At 60.0% G+C, this 22,027-nt stretch carries 14 protein-coding genes; all 14 read left to right on the top strand.

The features are described 5' to 3' along the window. Positions 1 to 384, top strand: a complete 384-nt coding sequence (locus ACFFT4_RS10025) for a DUF4183 domain-containing protein (RefSeq protein WP_378047252.1) — start codon at positions 1 to 3, stop codon at positions 382 to 384. 333 nt (positions 385 to 717) lie between these two features. Then, positions 718 to 2,466: a sensor histidine kinase gene (locus ACFFT4_RS10020; RefSeq protein ID WP_378047250.1), complete on the top strand. Its 1,749-nt coding sequence runs from the start codon at positions 718 to 720 to the stop codon at positions 2,464 to 2,466. Positions 2,467 to 2,472: 6 nt separating this feature from the next. Further along, entirely contained in the window at positions 2,473 to 4,080 is a 1,608-nt protein-coding gene (locus ACFFT4_RS10015) for a helix-turn-helix domain-containing protein (RefSeq protein ID WP_378047249.1), read from the top strand. A 1,459-nt stretch (positions 4,081 to 5,539) separates the two neighbouring features. Further along, positions 5,540 to 6,409: an ABC transporter permease gene (locus tag ACFFT4_RS10010; RefSeq protein ID WP_378047539.1), complete on the top strand. Its 870-nt coding sequence runs from the start codon at positions 5,540 to 5,542 to the stop codon at positions 6,407 to 6,409. A gap of 19 nt (positions 6,410 to 6,428) precedes the next feature. Further along, positions 6,429 to 7,304 carry a carbohydrate ABC transporter permease gene (locus ACFFT4_RS10005; protein ID WP_378047248.1) on the top strand — a complete coding sequence of 292 codons (876 nt, stop codon included), beginning with the start codon at positions 6,429 to 6,431 and terminating at the stop codon, positions 7,302 to 7,304. Positions 7,305 to 7,388: 84 nt separating this feature from the next. Next, a complete protein-coding gene (locus ACFFT4_RS10000; RefSeq protein ID WP_378047246.1) occupies positions 7,389 to 8,924 on the top strand; it encodes an ABC transporter substrate-binding protein in 1,536 nt (511 codons plus the stop codon). Between the two features lie 213 nt (positions 8,925 to 9,137). Beyond that, positions 9,138 to 11,405, top strand: coding sequence for a beta-glucosidase family protein (locus ACFFT4_RS09995; RefSeq protein ID WP_378047245.1), 2,268 nt, complete (start codon positions 9,138 to 9,140; stop codon positions 11,403 to 11,405). A gap of 32 nt (positions 11,406 to 11,437) precedes the next feature. Beyond that, positions 11,438 to 13,204, top strand: a complete 1,767-nt coding sequence (locus ACFFT4_RS09990) for a DUF5605 domain-containing protein (protein ID WP_378047243.1) — start codon at positions 11,438 to 11,440, stop codon at positions 13,202 to 13,204. A 26-nt stretch (positions 13,205 to 13,230) separates the two neighbouring features. Then, positions 13,231 to 14,502 (top strand): prolyl oligopeptidase family serine peptidase, encoded by a 1,272-nt coding sequence (locus tag ACFFT4_RS09985; RefSeq protein WP_378047241.1) that lies wholly within the window; start codon positions 13,231 to 13,233, stop codon positions 14,500 to 14,502. 176 nt (positions 14,503 to 14,678) lie between these two features. Next, entirely contained in the window at positions 14,679 to 17,183 is a 2,505-nt protein-coding gene (gene hrpB / locus ACFFT4_RS09980) for an ATP-dependent helicase HrpB (RefSeq protein WP_378047537.1), read from the top strand. Between the two features lie 232 nt (positions 17,184 to 17,415). Continuing rightward, a complete protein-coding gene (locus ACFFT4_RS09975) occupies positions 17,416 to 17,850 on the top strand; it encodes an ATP-binding protein (protein WP_378047239.1) in 435 nt (144 codons plus the stop codon). Between the two features lie 66 nt (positions 17,851 to 17,916). Continuing rightward, positions 17,917 to 18,255: an STAS domain-containing protein gene (locus tag ACFFT4_RS09970; RefSeq protein WP_378047238.1), complete on the top strand. Its 339-nt coding sequence runs from the start codon at positions 17,917 to 17,919 to the stop codon at positions 18,253 to 18,255. A 36-nt stretch (positions 18,256 to 18,291) separates the two neighbouring features. Next, entirely contained in the window at positions 18,292 to 19,647 is a 1,356-nt protein-coding gene (locus ACFFT4_RS09965) for a PP2C family protein-serine/threonine phosphatase (protein WP_378047236.1), read from the top strand. 155 nt (positions 19,648 to 19,802) lie between these two features. After that, a complete protein-coding gene (locus ACFFT4_RS09960; protein ID WP_378047234.1) occupies positions 19,803 to 22,022 on the top strand; it encodes an ATP-binding protein in 2,220 nt (739 codons plus the stop codon). Positions 22,023 to 22,027: the final 5 nt, after the last annotated feature.

Here is a 22,027-nt window from a genome sequence, read left to right as displayed (position 1 = left end):
ATGGCTTTAACGATCTTCAATATTGCGGTCACGGTCGAAGCGACCGCAGAGACGACCTCCAATCCGGCCGTCTCGAAATACTATTACGTTGTGCCCGCGCCGGTTACGGTCACGAACGCGGCGCCGCTCGTGCTGGCTGCGACGAGCTTCTTCGCGGATACGGGGGACGCGGCGACCGCGTTCGAGGCCGTCGCGACGGATAACGGCTACAGAACGGTTTACGTAAACGGCATACCGCAAATGGACGATTTGATCACTCTTTCGACGACGACGTTGACGTTGACTCCGGAAGACGGAGAGACGATCGACCTGGACCTCAATACGCCGATCGTTCTGGAAATCGTCAACTTCGATCCTGCAACGACGGTGACGGTCACGACGTAATCCGCTTCCCGTCAGTCGGGCAATCTCCGGAAAAGAGAAGAGACCGGTATCGCCAAGCAGCCGCTTGAGCGCTGTTCCGGTCTCTTCGTCGTGCGCGCCGAGGCAAATCGGTCGTGAAAACCAAACATTTGGTCGGCAAATCGAAAGCGTCCGGGAACGGCCGTCAGTACAATGGGAGCAGGGCTTCCCGATTGAACAGGCGGAGGCGATCAGATGGCCGTCAGGCAAGGGAGAACGATGGCAAATACGCTCCTTTTCGCGTATATCGCGGACGTATCGGAAGAGCTATAATACAATGACAATCCCACCGAATGCGAAGGAGGAACGGCGGCCGTGCGCAAAATCCAACCCTACGTCAACTCTCTCCGCTTCAAATTTTTCGCCGCCGTTTTGGTCATTTTCGTCCCTCTCGTCACCGTGCTTGTCATCAACAACTTTTACTCGGTAGACGTGGTCCGCAACCAGGTCGCCCAATCCAATAAAAACATGCTCGGCCTGTACATGGGCCAGATCGATCAAAGGCTGGAAGAGGTCGACAAATATTTGGCCAACACTCTGGAGAGCAACTTGAGCATTCTGGACATGGAATTTCCCAAGTCGCGGGACGAGGACCGCTATAATATCGCGAAGTTGACGCTGTTCAGCACCTTGAGGGACGATCTGGGCTATTATCCTACCCTGGACGCTTTCTACGTGTACTCCTCGGTCAACCGGGACCTCGTGATCAGCCAGACGCTGCCCGACAACTTCGAAGCGCGCGAAATGGCGAGACAAGAAATGCTGAGGATGGTGGAAAGCGAAGCCGGCACGATCGATTATTCCCGCTGGCATGTCTGGAACGGCGAGAGCGGCGACTATTTGTTCCATCTCATGAAGTCCGGCAACGTGTATATGGGGGCATGGATCGGCAGCGACAAGCTGATGGTCCCTTTGAATCTGATCGATCTGGGGGAGTCCGGCGCGGCGGTGATTACGACGGAGGACAACGAGCCGATGAGCCACGACGATTTGATCGAGGACAAGGGCATCGACTTGAATTTCCCCAGCGAATCCTACGCCATCAGCGGAGAAGGCAGAGACACCTACCTGGTTATGGGCGAGAAATCCGAACGGGGCAACTTCAATCTTGTGGCGATCGTGCCCGAAAAAGAGATTTTGCAGAAGCTGCCGTATCTTCAGCGGGTTTCGTCGATCATTTCCGTCGCGGCGGTGCTGTTTCTTCTCGTATTCGTCTTTATGATGAGGAGCATTTTCCTGAAGCCGGTCAAACGGATCGTCATCGCGATGCGCAAGCTTCGGGACGGCAACTGGGACTCCCGACTGGATCAGAAGCCGACGTCCACCGAGTTTCAGATCGTGAACGAGACGTTTAATCGGATGATCGAAGAAATCCACCACCTGAAAATCAACGTATACGAGGAAAAGCTGAATCATCAGCGCGCGGAGCTGAAGCATCTGCAGCTTCAGATCAACCCGCATTTTTTCCTGAACACGCTCAACATCATTTATAACTTGGCGACGGTCAAAGAGTTCTCCCTGATTCAGGAGATGTCCAAATGTCTCGTCTCCTACTTCCGCTTCATGTTTCGCAGCAGCTCCTACTTCGTGCCGCTCGGCGACGAGCTCGCCCATACGGCGAACTATTTGCGGATTCAGCAGCTGCGCTTTCCCGACATGTTCCAGTATCGCGTCGACAAGCCGGAGGAACTGCTCGAACAAGAGGTTCCGCCGCTCATCGTGCAGACGATGGTGGAGAACACGATCAAATACGCTGTGAACATGGACGAGCCGATCCGGATCGACGTCGAGGTCGCGCAGGCTGAAGACGCTTCGGGAGATTCCCGGCTCGTCATCCACGTTAAGGACACCGGAGCCGGGTTTCCCGACGAAGTGCTCAAGCGGCTTGCGCTGGACCCGGAACCGCAAGCGGAAAGCGAGAGCGGAGAACAGATCGGAATATGGAACGCGAGAAGGCGGCTGCGGCTGCTGTACCAGGAAAAGGCGACGATCGACTTCTACAACGAAGCCGGCCGGGGCGCGGTCGTGCGGATCGAAATACCGATGGACAAGAAAACGGGGTGATTCGCGATGTATCATGCGTTGATCGTGGACGATGAGATTCATGCGGTTAGAGGTTTGCAGGCCGGGGTGAACTGGAAGCGCCTGGATGTCGGCGACGTTCATACGGCACTGAGCATGAAGCAGGCCCAAGAGATTTTTCAAAACCATCCGATCCATCTGATGGTGTGCGATATCGAGATGCCGCAGGGCTCCGGCCTGGAGCTGGCCGCGTGGGTTAAGGAGCGTTTTCCGGAGACGGAGACGATCTTCCTGACCTGCCATTCCGATTTTGCGTTTGCGAAACAGGCGATTCAGTTGGACAGCTTCGACTACCTGCTCAAGCCGGTCGATTATTCGGAGCTGGAAGTCGTCGTCGGGAAAGCGCTCGGCAAAATGAAGAAGGAAAAAGAGCTGCGCTCCTTCGAGGAAACCCATCATCATTACCGCAAGCTGTGGGAGTACCATCGTCCCGTCGTAGCGGATCGGTTCTGGCAGGACCTGATCCACCGGAAAATCCCATCGAACCCGTCTGCCATTCAGGAGCATCTGAGCGCGGCGGGATTGCCGTACTCCGAAGACGTCCGGTTTATGCCCCTGTATATTCGCGTGCAGAGATGGCACAAGGAATTGTCCGAGCGAGACCGGAGAATTATGGAATACGCGATTCGCAACGTGCTGGAGGAAGTGATGAAGTCGGTTCCGGGAACGGCCGTCATTCCGGTTGAAGACGGAGCTTTGCTCATGATCGCGCCTCTGGACGAGCCGGACGAAGAAGCGCAAATCCGGGAGCACGGAGATGCGTTCATCCGCAATTGCAATCAATATTTGTATTGCGATCTTAGCTGTTACTTCGGCGGCATGATCGCTCTTCACGAACTGGCGGATATGCTGCGGAGGCTGCAGGAGCTGGATGAAAACAACGTTACGCAGGTGAATCGCACATTCATTCTTGGCGAGAAGCGGAGGCCGGAAAACCCGATGAAGCCGGCCCCTTTGGCCGAATGGGGCGAGTGGATGAAGCAGGGGTCCCGCGACAAACTGATCGGCCAAGTCTCGCTTTATCTGGAATCCTGGAAAGGAACGGGCAGCGGCGCAGACGCGCAAACCGTTCATTCATTTTATCAGGACTTCCTGCAGATGGTGTTCTTCGTTTTGCAATCCAAGGGACTGCAGGCCAATCGGGTATTCGCTCACAATCTGCTGACGGACAAGCCGGAATCGGTGCTTCGTTCGCTTTCCTCTCTGCAGGAGTGGACCCGTTACGTGATCGAAGTGGCGATGAACCATATCCATTCCATCGAAGAGAATTTGTCCGTCGTGGATAAAGCGAAGCGATATATTTTGGAGCAGATCGGCCAGCAGGATTTGTCCCGGGAAGTCGTCGCGAGCCATGTGTTTCTGAATCCGGACTATTTGACCCGGATTTTCAAGAAGGAGACGGGCATGTCGCTCTCGGACTACCTGCAGACGACGAGAATCGATTACGCGAAGGAGCTTCTCGCGGGGACGGGCCAATCCGTCAGCGACATCGCGATCGCTTCCGGGTATTCGAATCTGTCGTATTTCTCGACCATCTTCAAGAAAGCGACCGGCATGAATCCGGTGGACTACCGCAAACGGGCCCAGCGGCATTAGGAAGGACAGAGGGGGGACCGTCAAGGAACGAAATTCGTTCCTCTGGCGGTCCTTTCTCTTTTAGCGCTATCCCGTCCACTCAGGCTTTATTTGCACAGCATTCTGGATATGCACGTCGTGCCTTTTCCGTTCATTTGCCGCTATCCCGTCCACTCAGGTTCTCTGCGCCACATTCTGAATTTGCACATAGTGCCTTCTCCGTTCATTTGCCGCTATCCCGTCCACTCAGGTTCTCTGCGCCACATTCTGAATTTGCACATAGTGCCTTCTCTGTTCATTTGCCGCTATCCCGTTTACTCAGGTTTTCTACGCTACATTCTGAATTTGCACATAGTGCCTTCTCTGTTCATTTGCCGCTATCCCGTCTAGTCAGGTTTTCTGCGCCACATTCTGAATATGTACGTAGTGCCTTTTCCGTTCATTTGCCGCTATCCCGTTTACTCAGGCTTTCTACGCTACATTCTGAATTTGCACATAGTGCCTTCTCTGTTCATTTGCCGCTATCCCGTCTAGTCAGGTTTTCTGCGCCACATTTGAATATGTACGTCGTGCCTTTTCCGTTCTTTTGCCGCGGATGAGGGATTGGCTTTGGCCCGTTCGAAAAGGAGCGGATCATCCCAATTTATGGGGTTGTTGCAGTGAGGCTCGAATCGGTTTCCCAGGCCGGGAGAGACCGCTAGACTTCGTGAGTTCAGGACAGGTGATTGTGGAAGAATGGATGCAATTGGCGGGCAACTGAACGTGACTCTCAACTGACTCAAAGGGATAGCGGCAAAAGGCGAGATAGTGGAAGACAGCGGGAGCGTGGACTGAACGGAAGGGATAGCGGCAAAAAGGGGCAAAAATCGGAAAGATAGGCATGGTGTGCACTGAATAAAGGGGATAGCGGCAAAAGGAATGGGAAGTGGAGCGGTAGGAAGTGGACGGACTGACGGAAGGGGATAGCGGAAAAAGGAGTGGAAAGTGGGACGGGAAGAAGCGGACGGACTGACGGAAGGGGATAGCGGCAGAAGGAGTGGAAAGTGGAGTGGGAAGAAGCGGACGGACTGACGGAAGGGGATAGCGGCAAAAGGAGTGGAAAGTGGGATGGGAAGAAGCAGACGAACTGATGGAAGGGGATAGCGGCGAAAGTAGTGGAAATGGAGCGGGAAGAAGCAGACGGACTGACGGAAGGGGATAGCGGCAAAAGGAGTGGAAAGTGGAGCGGGAAGAAGCGGACGGACTGACGGAAGGGGATAGCGTGAAAGGGAGAAAGGAGACGAGAGGGCTGCCTTTGTTTTCCGTTGTTCAGGAAGTCGGAATTTTGCAAGTCGGAAGTCGTTTTTTTGGTAAGCGGCCTGTCCTCGCGGGCTTTAGAATGAAAGCATAACGAAAGGCAGGAAAGAAGGGGACAGCAGTGGCAAAGACAGGATGGGTTGCGACGTTCAAGAAGCTCAAGCGCTACCGGGCATTGTTTCTCATGATGATTCCGGGCTTCGCCTATCTCGTCATGAACAACTATTTGCCGATGTTCGGCGTGGTCATCGCCTTCAAGGACATCAACTATGCCAAAGGCATTCTCGGCAGCGACTGGATCGGCTTCAAAAACTTCGAGTATTTGTTCAAGACGAAGGACGCGTTCGTCATTACCCGGAACACGATTCTGTACAACGGATCGTTCATCGTTCTCAATACGACGTTCGCCATATCGGTCGCGATTCTGCTGAACGAGGTCAGAAACAAGCTCGCGGCTCGCTTCTACCAGAGCGTCATTCTGCTTCCTTTCCTGATTTCGATGGTCATCGTCGGTTATCTCGTCCTGTCGATGCTCAGCGCGGAAAGCGGCTATCTGAACTTGAACTTGCTTCCGATGCTCGGGATGGAACCGATCTCGTGGTACTTCGAACCGAAGTATTGGCCCTATATTCTGACGATCGTTCAATTGTGGAAAGCTACGGGTTATCTGTGCGTCATCTTCCTGGCCGCGATCGTCGGAATCGACAACGAATATTACGAGGCGGCCACGATCGACGGAGCCGGCAAATGGCATCAAATCCGCAGCATTACGGTGCCGCTTATCGCGCCTACGATTACCATTATGACCCTGCTCGCGATCGGCCGTATTTTCTACTCCGACTTCGGGTTGTTTTATCAGGTGCCGCTCAATTCCGGTCCGCTTCAGCCGGTGACGGACGTTATCGACACTTACGTGTACCGCGGCTTGATGACTCTCGGAGACATCGGAATGTCCTCCGCGGCCGGTCTCTACCAGTCGCTGGTCGGATTCGTTCTCGTGCTTCTCTCCAACTACATCGTCAGCCGGCGCAACAAGGAGAACGCCTTGTTCTAGACAGAAAGGGGGAACGCCCATGAAAACCAACGATATGAACCAGGTTGCCGTCCATGCGATTTTCATTGTGCTTGCCGCCTTGTGCTTGATTCCTTTCGCGCTGCTCTTCATGTCGTCGGTTTCGTCCGAATCGTCGATCGTGAACAACGGATATTCGTTCTGGCCGAAGGAATTCAGCCTGGAAGCCTATACGTACCTGTGGTCGCAAAAGTCGGCGATGTTCAATTCTTACGGCGTCACCGTCCTGATCACGCTTGTCGGCACCTTCGCAGGCTTGCTGATCAGCGCTCTGCTCGCCTATCCGTTGTCCCGGCGGGACATGCCGATGCGCGGCCTTCTCAGCTTCCTGGTGTTCTTCACGCTCCTGTTCAACGGCGGCCTGGTGCCGACCTATCTGATCTACACGGAAGTGTTCCACATGAAGAACACGCTGATGGCGCTGATCGTTCCGGGGCTGCTGACGAACGGATTTTTCATTCTGCTCATTCGAACGTTCTTCGCCAATTCCATTCCGGTTCAAATCATCGAATCGGCGTACATCGACGGAGCCTCCGAGTTCAGGATCTTCTACCGCATGGTTCTGCCGCTGTCGCTGCCCATTCTGGCGACGATCGGCTTGATGCTGACGATCAACTACTGGAACGATTGGTTTAACGGGCTGATCTACATTACGGAACCGCGGCTGTTCAGTATCCAGAATCTGCTCAACCGGATGCTCGTCAATATCCAGTTTCTTCAGCAGAACAATTTCGGCGGGCAGAATATGGCGGTCAACCTGCCGATGAACGCCGTTCGCATGGCGATGGCCGTCGTAGGAATTTTGCCGCTCATTCTGATCTATCCGTTCTTCCAGAAATACTTCGTCAAAGGCCTTACCATCGGAGCGGTCAAGTAAAGGTTGTTTTCCGCCAGGCCAGTTCCGGCCTTCGGGTCCGGTTGGTATAGATTGTGCGTTCAATTCTATCTAGGGGGAAATCTCATGCAAAGAAAATCGAAAGCCGTTTTACCGCTTGCCGTCCTGCTCGTCCTGTGTCTGCTGCTCTCCGCTTGCGGCGGCTCCAACAATTCGGGCAGCTCCTCCGAGTCGCCCGCAAGCTCCGGCTCGACTCCGGCCTCATCCGGCTCTTCGTCCAACGACAAGGAATTGGAGCTTACGCTTGCGTTCATGGGAATCGGGAATATGAAGGAAGTCGGCCTCGTTCAGGAAGAAATCAGCAAGATCACGAAAGCCAAAATCAACGCTACGGTTAAGCTGATGCCGATCGACATCGGCGCTTGGACACAGCAGGTTAACCTGCTCTTGGCCGGCAACGAGCCGGTCGACCTGCTCGTCACTTCTTCTTTCTTCAACTACAGCTCGCAGGTAGCCAAAGGGCAGCTGCTTCCGCTCGACGATCTGCTTCCCAAGTACGCGCCGACGATCCAGGACACGATGGAGCCCGCGATCTTCAACTCCACCAAAATCGGCGGCAAAATGTACGGCGTGCCGAGCATACGGGACACGGCGGCCGACCACGGCATCGCCGCCCGCAAAGAACTGATGGACAAGTACGGCCTGACGTTCGACAACGTGGAATCGTATGCAGATCTCGATCCGATTTTCCAAAAAATCAAAGACAACGAACCGGGCGTCTACCCGCTCGTCCAGCGCAGCCAGACGAACGGCATCGCCAACGAGCTCGTCCGCGGCTATATCGACTATCTGGGAGATACGCCGGGCGTTCTGATCATCGAAAATCAGGACTTGAAAGTGGTCAACCTGTACGAGACGCAATTGTACCAAGACGCGCTGCATCAAGCCCGCAAATGGTACCAGGCCGGCTACATTATGCCGGACGCGGCGACGACGCAGGAGGGTAATAACAGCTTGATCAAAGCGGGCAAAGGCTTCAGCTACCTCAGCAACATGAAGCCGGGCTTCGCCGCCCAGGAAACGACGGTTAACGGACGGGAGATGGTGACCGGGAGCATCGTGCCGCCGATCTCGACCTCCGACTCCGGTACGGGATTCATGATCTCGATTCCGAAAAACACGCAGGACGCCGATCGCGCCGCTCAATTGCTGAACCTGCTCTATACCGACAAGGACGTCGCCAACCTGATCGCCAACGGCGTGGAAGGCAAGCACTACGTGGATGCCGGCAACGGCCAGATCAAAGCGCCGGAAGGCGGCAGCGAATACGTCTTTAACCAATGGGAAGTGGGCAACAATTCGTTGGCCAAAGTGTGGGAAGGGATGGACCCGACGATCTGGGAGCAAACGAAGGAGTTCAACAAAAATTCGACGTTCTCCAAGGCGCTCGGCTTCTCGTTCGATTCCTCGCCGGTGAAGACGGAGGTCGCCGCGGTGCTCAACGTCAACAACCAGTACAAGGCCGGGCTGGAATCGGGCACGATCGATCCGTCCAAGCTGGACGAATTCGTTCGCAAGCTGAAGGATGCCGGACTCGATAAAATCGTCGCCGAAAAGCAGAAGCAGCTGGACGAGTGGGCGCAAGCGAACAACGTGCAATAATCGGCTCCGCTGAGGGAAAGAAGAAGGAGTTATCCTATAAGTAAGGGAATACCAGATTATTGATGAAAAAAGAAGGTCATCTGTCTCTTGGAGACTGGAAGGAGGTAGAGACGCCGGCCCTTCTCTATCGATAATCGTTCGGAAGAGCTCTGGTTGCTTATAGGTTAACTCCCTTCTCATCGGAAATACCATTCCTGCATGGAGGTGGACCAAATGGCTCGCGATATTCAAAGCTTGATCGCGCAAATGACATTGGAAGAGAAGGCCGGCCTATGTTCGGGCCTTGATTTCTGGCATACGAAAGGAATCGAACGCCTCGGCATTCCGTCGATCATGCTGACCGACGGTCCCCATGGTCTTCGGAAGCAGCAGGCGCCCGCCGACCACCTCGGGCTGTTCGACAGCGTTCCGGCGACTTGCTTCCCTTCGGCCGCCGGCTTGGCGAGCTCCTGGGATCGCGAGTTGATCCGCAAGGTCGGCGTTGCCCTCGGAGAAGAGTGCCAGGCGGAAGACGTCGCGGTGCTGCTCGGGCCGGGAGCGAACATCAAGCGTTCCCCGCTCTGCGGCCGCAACTTCGAATACTTTTCCGAGGACCCGTATTTGAGTTCCCGCCTGGCCTCCAGTCACATCGAAGGCGTTCAGAGCCAGGGAGTCGGCACTTCGCTGAAGCATTTTGCGGCGAACAACCAGGAGCACCGCCGCATGACCGGCGATTCCGTGGTCGACGAGCGCACGCTGCGCGAAATCTATCTGGCCAGCTTCGAACAAGCGGTGAAGGAGGCTCAGCCTTGGACGGTCATGTGTTCCTATAACAAGGTGAACGGAACGTACGCCTCCGAGAACGAATATTTGCTGACCGACATTCTGAAGGACGAATGGGGCCACGAAGGCATCGTTGTCTCGGATTGGGGCGCCGTCAACGAGCGCGAAGCGGGACTGGCGGCGGGGTTGGAGCTGGAGATGCCTTCGAGCGGCGGGGCGGGCGACCGCAAAATCGTCGAAGCCGTACGCAGCGGCAAGCTGCCGGAAGAGAAGCTGGATCGCGCGGTCGAACGGCTGCTTGGGCTCGTCTTCAAAGCCGTCGATCATAAAAAAGAAGGCGCGTCCTACGATGCCGAAGCGCATCACGCGCTGGCCCGCGAAGTCGCGCGCGAAAGCATGGTGCTGTTGAAAAACGAGGGAGGCATCCTGCCGCTTCGCAAAGGCGGAACGATCGCCGTGATCGGCGAGCTTGCGGCGAAGCCCCGATACCAAGGGGGAGGAAGCTCCCATATCAAGCCGACCAAGCTGGAGGATATCCGCGAGGAGATCGTCGAGTCCGCGGGAGACGGCTCGCGTGTCGTATACGCCCAAGGCTACGACCTGAAGTCGGACGAGCCGGATGAGGAGCTGACGGCGAAAGCGAAGGAAGCGGCCGCGGCCGCCGACGCGGCGGTTATCTTCGCGGGCCTGCCGGACCGCTACGAGTCGGAAGGGTTCGACCGAACGCATCTGCGGCTGCCGGCCAACCAGATCGCGCTGATCCAAGCCGTCGCGGAGGCGCAGCCGAACGCGGTCGTCGTGCTGAGCAACGGGGCGCCCGTCGAGATGTCATGGCTCGGCAGCATCAAAGGGCTGTTGGAGGCCTATCTCGGAGGCCAGGCGCTGGGCGGGGCGATCGCGGACCTGCTGTTCGGCGACGCCAATCCGAGCGGCAAATTGGCGGAGACGTTCCCCGTGCGCCTGGAGCATAATCCGTCGCAGCTGAGCTTCCCCGGAGAAGGCGATCGCGTTGAGTACAGGGAAGGGCTGTTCGTCGGATACCGCTACTATGATGCGAAAGCGATCGAGCCGCTGTTCCCGTTCGGCTTCGGGCTCAGCTACACGAAGTTCGACTATGCGAATTTGACGATCGGCAAGAGCGCGATCCGGGATGACGAAGAGGTGACGGTCACCGCAGACGTCCGGAACTCGGGGGACCGCGCCGGCAAAGAAATCGTCCAGCTGTACGTACGCGACGCGCAAAGCTCCGTCATCCGGCCGCTTAAGGAATTGAAGGGGTTCGCCAAAGTCGATCTGCGGCCGGGCGAGACGAAAACCGTCGCTTTTACGCTCGATAAACGCTCGTTCGCCTACTACGATACGGCCCATCGGGATTGGCGCGTGGAAACGGGCGACTTCGAAATCGCGATCGGGAGCTCGTCGCGGGATTTGGCGCTGTCGGGCTCGATCTTCGTCGAGTCGACCGCGGCCGCTAAGCCTGTCTATCATCGCAACAGCACGATTGGCGATTTGATGGGCAATCCGGAGGCGAAGGCCGCCGTAACGGAATGGATCGGCCAAACCCCGTTCGGCGCGATGGCGGCCGATCCGGACGGAGAAGGCGCGGAGATGATGCAGGCGATGATGAAATATTTGCCGCTCCGCGGCCTGGTCGGCTTCAGCGGAGGCGCGCTAAGCGAGCAAGACCTGGAAAGCTTGTTGAGACGATTGAACGGCTGAGCACGCCGCCTGCGAAAGGAGATTCATCCGTTATGGCTTTTACCGAGAAGACGCGCATCGGCATCATTTTCAGGAACGAAGCGGCCCGGGAAGTTCTGGTTCAGCGCTTGCCGGATTTGCTCTCGGCGCCGCCTCATATTCTATCGCTCCTCAAGAGCATGACCCTCGAGACGATCTACAAATATCGTCAGGAGGAATTGGATCAGCCGGATTGGATCGCCGAGACATTGGCCGAGTTGGCCGAATCGACCGGCGCATCGGCGGATTCCGAAGAGCCGGCTCAGGAGACGGAAGCCGCGCCGTCCTCCGAATACGAGCCCGCCGTCGTGCCGGAGGGCTCCGCGGGCTTGCGGTCGCCGGAGGAGGCCGAGCAGTGGGGCGTTTGCGAAATCGAGCTGCACGGCCCCAGCCACGGCAACCCGTATACCGACGTGTCTCTGACAGCCGAATTCCGGCACGGGGACAAAACGGTTCGCATGGGCGGATTTTATGACGGAGACGGGGTGTACCGCATCCGCTTCATGCCGGACGCCCGGGGCGAGTGGACGTTCCGCACGGCGAGCAACGCCCGCTCCCTGAACGGCATCGAGGGCGCCTTCCGGGTCGCGGCTCCGTCTCCCGGCAACCGCGGGCCCGTCCGCGTGAAGGATACGTATCATTTTGCTTACGAGGACGGCACCTCCTACATTCCGGTCGGCACGACGTGTTACGCCTGGACCCATCAGGGCGCGGAGCTGGAAGAGCAGACGCTGGGGACGCTGAAGGCTTCGCCGTTCAACAAATTGAGGATGTGCGTGTTTCCGAAGTCGTACCTGTTCAACTTCAACGAACCCGTCTATTATCCGTTCGAAGGCTCCTTGGAGAAAGGGTGGGATTACACCCGCTTTAATCCGGCTTTTTTCCGCCACCTGGAAAATCGCATCGCCGACCTGGGCAGACTCGGCATCGAGGCGGACTTGATCCTGTTCCATGCTTACGACCGTTGGGGCTATTCGGAAATGGGGCCGGCGGCCGACGACCGCTACCTGCGCTACATTACCGCCCGGCTGTCCGCGTACCGCAACGTCTGGTGGTCGCTGGCGAACGAGTACGATTTGCTGTGGAACAAGGAGCTGGACGATTGGGAACGCTTCGCGCGAATCGTGACGGAGAACGATCCTGCCGGCCATCTTATCTCCAATCATAACTGCTTCGCCTTCTACGATTTCGGCAAACCGTGGGTGACGCATTGCAGCATTCAGCGGGTCGACGTGTACAAGACGTCCGAGGCGACAACCGAATGGCGGGAAAAGTGGCAAAAGCCGATCGTGATCGACGAATGCGCGTACGAGGGCGACATCGACCAGGGCTGGGGCAACATTACCGGCGAAGAAATGACGCGGCGCTTCTGGGAAGGCGCGGTACGCGGCGGGTACGTCGGACACGGGGAGACTTACCTGAACCCCGAGGAGACGCTCTGGTGGTCCAAAGGCGGCCGATTGTCCGGCACGAGCCCGGAACGCATCGCTTTCCTGCGCCGAATCACGGAAGAAAGTCCCGGAGGCGTGCTGAATCCGCTGCCGTCGGATTGGGACGTGCCGTGCGCCGGAGTGAAGGACGAATATTATTTGTACTATTTCGGCTTTAACCAGCCGCGGTTCCGGAACTTTAACCGCAAGCCGGGCACGACGTACAAGGTCGAGGTCATCGATACGTGGAACATGACGATTGAGCGGCTCGACGGCACTTACGAAGGCGCGTTCCGCATCGAGCTGCCCGGAAAGCCATACATGGCCGTTAGATTAACGAAGTCGGAATAGACGCCATAGGTGAGAGGGGAATACGTATGGGCAGCATCTATTACACGATTACGGAGATTACCGACCTGGGGCCGTTCCACACGAAGCTGGTTTTGCCGCTTGGCGCGCGCGTGAAGGCGGCTGCGGTAAGACCGGAATGCTTCAACGTCTACGTGGAACGCAAGGACGCCGGGGGAGAGACGCTTAGGCTTCCGAAAAGCTGGGAGGAGCCCGAGGCGAAGGCGCCCAGCAAAGGCTACGGCATCGTGAGGGATGCCTATCCCTCCTCCCGAAGCGGGGAACGCAGGGAGGAAGGGGATTTCGTCGCGCTGGAGATGAAGCTTCGGCCGTTTGGCGTAATCTCCCCGCTCGCCGCGCCGAATGAACGGAACGAATTCGTGTTCTGCGACTACCGGATTACCCAGATCGCCGAGATTCCGACGGAGGCGGAGCCGCTGACCGGGCTCGTATTCGACCGGTGCGCGGGCGATACGATGCGGCAGGCGGAGAAGTTTCTGCACGGCGTTTCGTCTTATGGAGAGGAGCCGCTGAAATACGGCTGCTTCGCGCCGCAGACCGGGGGCGGCAGAAGACCCCTGATTATTTGGCTGCATGGAGCGGGGGAAGGCGGAGAGGATCCGACGGTCGCCTACGCGGGCAACAAAGTCGTCCATCTGGCCGGAGACGACATCCAGGCCAAGTTCGGCGGAGCGTTCGTATTGGTGCCGCAGGTTCCGACCTTCTGGATGGACGACGGCTCCGGGCAATACGGCCGATCGGGGAAATCCAGGTATGTCCAAGCTCTAAAAGCGCTGATCGACGAGTTCGTCGCCCGCAACGATGCGGCGATCGACGCGAATCGCATCTACATCGGCGGCTGCTCCAACGGCGGATTCATGACGATGCGGATGGTGCTGGATTATCCCGACTTCTTCGCGGCGGCGTATCCGGTATGCGAGGCGCTGTACGATGAAACCGTAAGCGACGCGGACATCGAGGCGATCAAGTCCATGCCGATCTGGTTTACGCACTCTAGGGACGATTCCGTCGTGAAGCCGGAAGAGACGGCGATCCCGACGTATGAGCGGTTGATCAAGGCCGGAGCGCGGAACGTGCATTTCTCGTTGTTCGATCGAGTGGTCGATCTCTACGGTTTGTTTAACGATGAAGGGGAGGAACCGTTCGCGTACCCCGGTCATTTTGCCTGGATCTATCTCTTTAACGACGATTGCCGTCTCGATTACGACGGAAAGCCGGTTGCTGTGGACAGCAAGGAGCTGTCTCTGATGGCATGGCTCGCCATGCAGAAGCGCGGCTGAGCCGCATCTTCGCCACAGGGTGTCCCCCAAGCAGGGTCGCACAAAACGTGCGACCCTGCTTATTTGCGGAACGCCCCCGTGCCGAGCACACCGGTTTCGCATCGCTTCCGAAAATGGTAAGCTGACAACGATGAAAGATTCGAGCTTGCGATGTACGGAAGGAGCGATCGGGCGTGATGTCGAATTCGCCTTTACCGATAGACGAGGCGCTGCCGGAATTAAAGCGGGCGCTGGCCGGAAGCGGCGGCGCGGTGCTGGTCGCCGAACCCGGTGCGGGGAAGACGACCCGGGTTCCGCTGGCGCTGCTCGGAGAGATTTGGCTGCAGGGCCGCAAAATCGTCATGCTGGAGCCCCGCAGGCTCGCGGCGAGAAGCGCCGCCGCTTATATGGCGAAGGCGCTGGGAGAGCAGGTCGGCCGGACGGTCGGCTATCGGGTGAAAATGGACACAAAGGTCGGGGCGGAGACGCGGATCGAGGTGGTGACGGAGGGCGTGCTGACGCGGATGCTGCAGGCCGACCCCGCGCTGGAGGACGTCGGTCTCGTTATTTTCGACGAGTTTCACGAGAGGAGCCTGCAGGCGGACCTGGGGCTTGCGCTCAGTCTGCAGTCCCGGGCGCTGCTGCGCGAGGACTTGAAGCTGCTCGTCATGAGCGCGACGCTCGAGGCGGAGCCGGCGGCCGCGCTGCTCGGGGGAGCGCCGGTCGTTCGAAGCTCCGGCCGAAGCTTCCCGGTGGAGACGGTCTACCGGCCCAAGCCGACCGCGGAGAAGACGGAGGAAGCCGTCGCCCGGGCGGCGATGGACGCGCTGCGAGCCCACGAGGGGGACCTGCTTGTTTTCCTGCCGGGGATGGCGGAAATTCGTGCCGCGGAAGCCCGGCTGAGGGAAAGGCTGCGGGATTCCGCGTTTAACGTTCGCGTACTTCCGCTGCATGGCGGACTGTCGCACGAAGAGCAGGACAGGGCGCTGGCACCGCTCCCCGAAGGGGAGCGCAAAATCGTGCTGGCGACGTCCGTGGCGGAGACGAGCTTGACGGTGGAGGGCGTCACGGTCGTTATCGACAGCGGCTTGATGCGGGTCTCCCGGTTCTCGCCGCGCACGGGCATGTCGAGGCTGGACACCGTAACGGTGTCCGCCGCGTCGGCAGACCAGCGGCGGGGGCGCGCGGGACGCCTGCGGCCGGGCGTCTGTTACCGGCTGTGGAGCGCCGAGCAGCAGTCGGCCTTGCCGCCCCGCAGCCAACCCGAGATGATGGAAGCGGACCTGGCGCCTCTGCTGCTCGAGCTGGCCGTATGGGGCATCGGCGATCCGGGCGAGCTCGACTGGCTGGACGCCCCTCCGGCGCGGGCGCTGCAGCAGGCCCGCGAATTGCTGGGGCAATTGGGCGCGCTGGACGGCAGCGGGCGGAATGCGACGGAGCACGGACGCAGAATGGCCGAGCTGGGCAAGCATCCGCGAATCGCTCACATGCTGCTGCGCTCGCTGCCGCTCGGCTTGGGGAGCCTGGCTTGCGATATCGCGGTCGTTCTGGAGGAGCGGGATCTGCTGCGGTATTCCGGCGGACAAACGCCGACGGCGGATTTGCGGGCCCGAATCGAGGCGCTGCGCGGTTACGGCGCGTACCAGGCCGACGAAGGAACGCGCAGACGCTTGAACGAGGAGGCGCGGCGCTTGCGGCGCGAGCTGGGAGCCGAGCCGTCGGGCGAAGGGAAGGAGCGGGCCGACGACTGCGGGCTGCTGCTCGCCTTCGCTTATCCGGACCGGATCGGCCGCCAGCGGGAGAGCGGCAAGTATTTGCTTAGCGGCGGCCGCGGCGCGGAGTTCGGTCGGGGACAGGAGCTGATCCGCGAGCCGTGGGTTGTCGTCGCGGACGTCGACGACGCGGGGGCGGACAGCCGCATTCGTCTTGCCGCCCCGGCGGTATTGGAGCGATTGACCGCAGTCATGCCGGAGGCCGTCACCGCCGAATCGGACGTCTTCTGGGACGCCGAAGCGAAGGCCGTTCGCGGACGGGGACGGCGGAAGCTGGGCGCGATCGTGCTGGAGGAGAAGCCGCTCGGCCAGCTTCCCGACGAGCTGCGGACGAGGGTGCTGCTGGAGGGGATCCGCTCCGAAGGGCTGGAGCTGCTGCCGTGGACGAAAGCGGCGCGCCAGTTCCAGGAGCGGGCGGCGTTCGCGCGCCGCCACGACGAGTCGTGGCCGGACTTGTCCGACGAGGCGCTGCTGGCGACGCTGGAGGATTGGCTGGCGGGATATGCCGACGGCATGAAAAGCCGCGCCGATCTGCAGCAGCTGAACGTGAAGGAGCTGCTGGAGGCCGCGCTGCCCTGGGAGCGCCGCCGGCGGCTGGACGAGGAGGCGCCGACGCATTGGACGGTGCCGAGCGGCTCGCGCGTTCCGATCGATTACGGCGATCCGGACGCGCCGTTCGTGGCGGTGCGGCTGCAGGAGCTGTTCGGCCTGCCGGAGACGCCGCGCATCGCGGGCGGACGCGTGCCGCTGACACTTCGTCTGCTGTCGCCGGCGCAGCGGCCCGTCCAGGTGACGCGCGATCTCGCGAGCTTCTGGAGCGGCGCCTATTTCGAGGTGCGCAAGGATTTGAAAGGACGCTACCCGAAGCACTATTGGCCGGACAACCCGCTGGAGGCGGAGGCCACCCGGCGCGTCCGGCCCCGGCAGTAGACAGCGGCGTTCCCCTCGAGCGTTCCCCGTTCCCGTCTGCCGCAACTCCGCGTTTAACGAAGAGAGCAGCGAAGGCCAGGCGCCGATCGCTGCTTTTTCTTTTTAACAATCCGGCAAGTACAAGATCTGCTATCCTTTTGTCAAAAACTGCATTAAAACGCCAGATTGATATGTTATGATGGAGAAAGCGGAAAAAACTCGAACGCCGGCGAACGGGAGCGGGGGTGGCGTATTGACGGACAAGGAAGAGGGCCGCACGGGAGAAGCGGTCATTCGGCTGGACAACCGGCTGGACGAGCTGGAGCGGCTGCACGCTTTTTTCGAGGAGATCGGCGCGCGGGCGAACTGGCCGGACCGGTTGAAATTCGACATGACGCTAAGCTGCGAGGAACTGCTGACCAATACGATCAATTACGGATTCCCGCAAGGCGGACGGCACGTCATTACGCTGTCCGTGCAATCGTCCCCGTCAGCGGTCGAGATCAGGCTGGAGGACGAGGGAGTGCCGTTTAACCCGCTGGAGTTCGAGGAGCCGGACCTGTCGCCGGACCTGGAAGAGCGGAGGATCGGGGGGCTCGGCATCTTCTTCGTGAGACGGATGATGAACGAATTCATCTACGAGCGCACGGACACGGGCAACCGGATCATTCTTCGCAAAACGATCTGACATCGCGGCCCGGCTTCCGCCGATCGGAAGGCCGGCCCGCTTAACGCATTCGGGAGGAGATTAACGGTGATTATTGTAACGACGCAGCGCGAGGGCGCGGCTATCATGAGCATAGAAGGACGTCTGGACGGGCAGCACGCGCAGACGGCGGAGGCTTCGTTCCTGTCTTTGACCGCGGAGGGCAACACCCGGTTCGTATTCGATTTCTCGGCCATGCAGTACATAAGCAGCGCGGGGCTGCGCGTCGTGCTGGTGGCGGCGAAGAAAGTCAGAAGTCTGCAGGGGCGGCTCATCTGCGCGAGCATGAACGACCAGGTGCGGGACGTGTTCGAGATGTCGGGCTTCCTAAGCATTCTCGAAACGGCGGAATCGACCGAGGAAGCGCTCGAGCGCTTGAAAGCATAGGCAGCGCATCGCTCGCAAACGAAAGCAGGTGATCGAATGGACGGGCAATGGGCGGCCGTCGGAGCGCTCGTCGGGGCTGCGGCCGGAGCGGGAGCGGTATACGCGCTCGTGCGGATGCGGCTTCGCCGGATGAAAGCGCTGCTGGAAATCAGCATGCAGTTGAATTCGACCTTAAAGCGCGGCGAACAGATGGAGCTGATCATGAATACGGCCAAGCGGGTGCTGCCGGTCGAGGCGGCTTCGGTGCTGCTGGTCGACCCCGAGACGGACGAGCTGTTTTTCGAGCTGGCTCAGGGGGAGAAGGGGGCGCAGGTCCGGGAAATCCGGCTGAAGCCCGGAGAAGGCATCGCCGGAAGCGTGGCGCAAAGCGGCCAAAGCCTGATCGTCAACGATACGAAGGCCGATCCGCGATGGTCCAACCGGGTGGCGGAGCGCACCGGGTTCGAGACGCGCAACCTGCTGACGGTGCCGATCGTCAATCGCGACAAGGTCGAGGGTGTGCTGCAGGTCATCAACAAGACGGGCGGCAAGTTTACGAACCGCGACCGACTGCTGCTGGAGCAGGTGGCCCGTCCGATGGCGGTCGCTCTGGAGAACGCGCGGCTGTATGCCAAAGTCGAGGAGTCGCTCGCGGAGCTGCGGTCGACGACGGCGATCAAGGAGCGGCTGGAGAGCGAGCTGCAGGTGGCGGGCACGATCCAGATGAGCTTCCTGCCGCGCACGATGCCGTCCGCGCAGGAGCCTTACGACGTCTGCGCGCTGCTCAAATCGGCCAAGGAGGTCGGAGGAGACTTCTACAATTTCTTCAAGATCGACGACGATCACCTGTTCTTCGCGCTTGGCGACGTCTCGGACAAAGGCATTCCGGCCGCGCTGTTCATGGCGGTCACGCTGACGCTGCTCAAGGGGAAAATGGGCCCGGGCCTGTCGCCCGGCGAGCTGCTGACGATGGTCAACGAAGAACTGGCGCGCGACAACCCGCTCGTATTCGCGACGATCGTCTGCGGCGTGTATACGTGCTCCACGGGCGAGCTGGTCATGAGCGAGGGCGGCCACTGCACGCCGTATGTCGTGCGCGCCGGCGGAGAAATCGAGCCGGTGAAGCTGAAGAAGAGCCTGCCGCTCGCCGCGATGGAGGACGCCGTCTATCACGACGGCCGCCTGTTGCTGGAGCCGGGAGACCGTCTGCTGCTCTACACCGACGGCATTACCGAGGCGGAAAACGGGGAGCAGGAGCAGTATTCGTCGGAGCGTCTGCGGCAATTTCTCGAGATGACGCCGGGCATGTCCAGCGCCGAGATCATCGACGCGCTGCTGATGCACGTCTTCATGTTCGCGGACGGAGCTCCGCAGTCCGACGACATTGCGGTGCTGACTTTGATGCGGCGTTAGGCCAGGCGGCGGATAAGCGCGCCGGGTGGGCTTATTGAGCTGTCGGGTGCGAGTGTTTGGCGAATAGGTGTGTCGAGCGGGCTTAACGTGCTGCGTCGCGCGAGCGTAATGGGCGAACGAGGCCGAGGTGTCTATGAAGGGGGAAGCAGGAAGCAGTGGCGCAAGTAGAACCGTTTCTGAACGCACAGGATCATTTGAACGCCGAGCTGGCTTGGGTGGACGCGGGGCTGCTGACTTTGCTGGAGCTGGGCGGAGGCAATCCGTTCGCGCAGCCGTCGATCGGGCCTAGAGGGCTCGTCGTTACCGCGGAGGAGCTGATGGAGCCGGAGGCGGACGCGGAGGAAGCGCCGCCGGAAGCGTGGCTGCAATACGTTCGCGACCGCAGAAGCCATGAGCGGGAGATTGCCCTTGCCGCCGAAGCCTCCAGGCGCGCCGGCGTGGAGCTGCCCTTGCAGCGGCTGTGCGCCCGGCTGCGGCTTACGGTCTGGGAGCGCCGACTCGTCGTGCTCTGCCTTGCCGCCGAGACAAGCCGGAAGTACGAGAAATGGTACGCCTATTTCAACGACGACATTACCTGCAAGGCGCCGACGCCGGATTTGGCGTATCGGCTTCTTTGCGATTCGGCCGAAGAGGCTGCCGAAGCCAGAAAGCTGCTGAGCGGCGGCGCGGCGATACGCGCCCTGCTGCTCGAGCCGGAGGAGCCGTACGGCGGAGGAGGAGGACAGAACCGGCCCAAGCTGAAGACGGCGCTGCGCCTGGACGAGCGGACGATCAGCTACCTGCTGCGCACAGAGACGCTCGACGCTCGTCTGGACGGCATCGTCGAAGCGCATGAGCCGTCTCCTCCCGAGGAGCTGCCGGCGCTCGTTCCGGACGATCCGGTCATGCGCTCGCTGCAAGGACTGGCCGACGGCGGCGCGGCGGGACGGGGACATGTGCCGTTCGTTCATCTGTCCGGCCCGTCCGGCGGAGGCAAAAGGCTGCGTCTCGCCCATCTGGCCGGGGAGAGGCGGCAGCGGCTGCTTGTCGTCCGTCTGCGCGGCCTGCCGGAGGAGAGGGACGGTGCGGCGACGGCGCTGGCGCGGATCGTCCGCGAAGCGGCGCTGACCGGCGCGGCGATCGTGTTCAGGGAGGAGCATGCGGTGTCCGGCTCGGAGGTGGCTCACCGCGATGCGATCGAGACGGCGCTGAACCGCTACGTGCGCTATGCCGCCCGGCCGCTGATCGGCTGGACGTCGCAGGTCCGGCGCCAGCCCTCGGAGCTGCCGGTTCCGGAGGCGGCGGGCTGGATTTACGGCGAGGCCGGCATTCCGCCGGCCTCCGTCCGGGAAGCTTTCTGGCAGGCGGAGGCGCTGGACGGGGCCGGCGAGTACGAGTCCGGGATGTGGCGGGAGCTGGCGGACAAGTACCGGTTCACCCCGGGCCAGATCGGCAGCGCCTGGCGGCAGGCGACGCTGCTGGCGGCGAGCCGCGGAACCGCGCTGCCGGAGCGGAGCGAGATCGAGGCGGCGAGCCGCGGCCAGTTCCGGCATCGGCTGGCGCAGCTTGCCGACCGGATCGCGCCGGCGAGGACGTGGGACGACCTCGTGCTCGCGGACGAGCCGTATTCGCTTATTCGCGAGGCTTGCGACCGTTTCCTGAACCGCGAGACGGTCTACGAGCGATGGGGCTTCGGCCGCAAGCTGCCGTACGGCAAAGGGCTCAGCCTGCTGTTCGCCGGTCCGCCGGGCACCGGCAAGACGATGGCCGCCGAGATTATCGCCGGAGAGCTGGGGCTGGAGCTGTACCGGATAGACTTGTCGAGAATTGTCAGCAAATATATCGGCGAGACCGAGCAGAGGCTCAGCGAGCTGTTCGCCGAGGCGGAGAACAGCGGCGCGATTCTGTTTTTCGACGAGGGCGACGCCCTGTTCGGCAAGCGGACGGAGGTGAAGGACGCGCACGACAAATACGCCAACCTGGAGGCCGCTTATTTGCTGCAGCGGATCGAGGCGTACGACGGCGTGTCGATTCTGGCGACCAACCTGCTGCAAAACATGGACGAGGCGCTGATCCGGAGAATGAGCTTTGTCGTGAAGTTTCCTTTTCCCGACGCGGCCGAGCGGGAGCGGATCTTCCGCGTTCATCTGCCTCCAGAGGCGCCGGTATCGGCGGAGGTGGATCTGGCGTTCCTGGCGGCGCGGCTGGAGGTGTCGGGAGGCTACATCAAGAACATCGCGCTGGCGGCCGCGTTCCTCGCGGCGGGCTCCGGGAAGCCGATCGGAATGGAGCATTTCATCCGCGCCGCGAGGCAGGAGCTGCGGAAAATGGGGAAAATTCTCGTGAAAGAAAGCTTTTCCCCGTATTTAGACGAAGAAAACGTAACATTTGGATAGTCACC

Origin of the sequence: Cohnella cellulosilytica (assembly GCF_042431195.1) — a bacterium.
GTDB lineage: Bacteria > Bacillota > Bacilli > Paenibacillales > Paenibacillaceae > Cohnella > Cohnella cellulosilytica.
The sequence above is the reverse complement of the archived record's forward strand: the minus strand, read 5'-3'. Positions and strand labels throughout refer to the sequence as shown.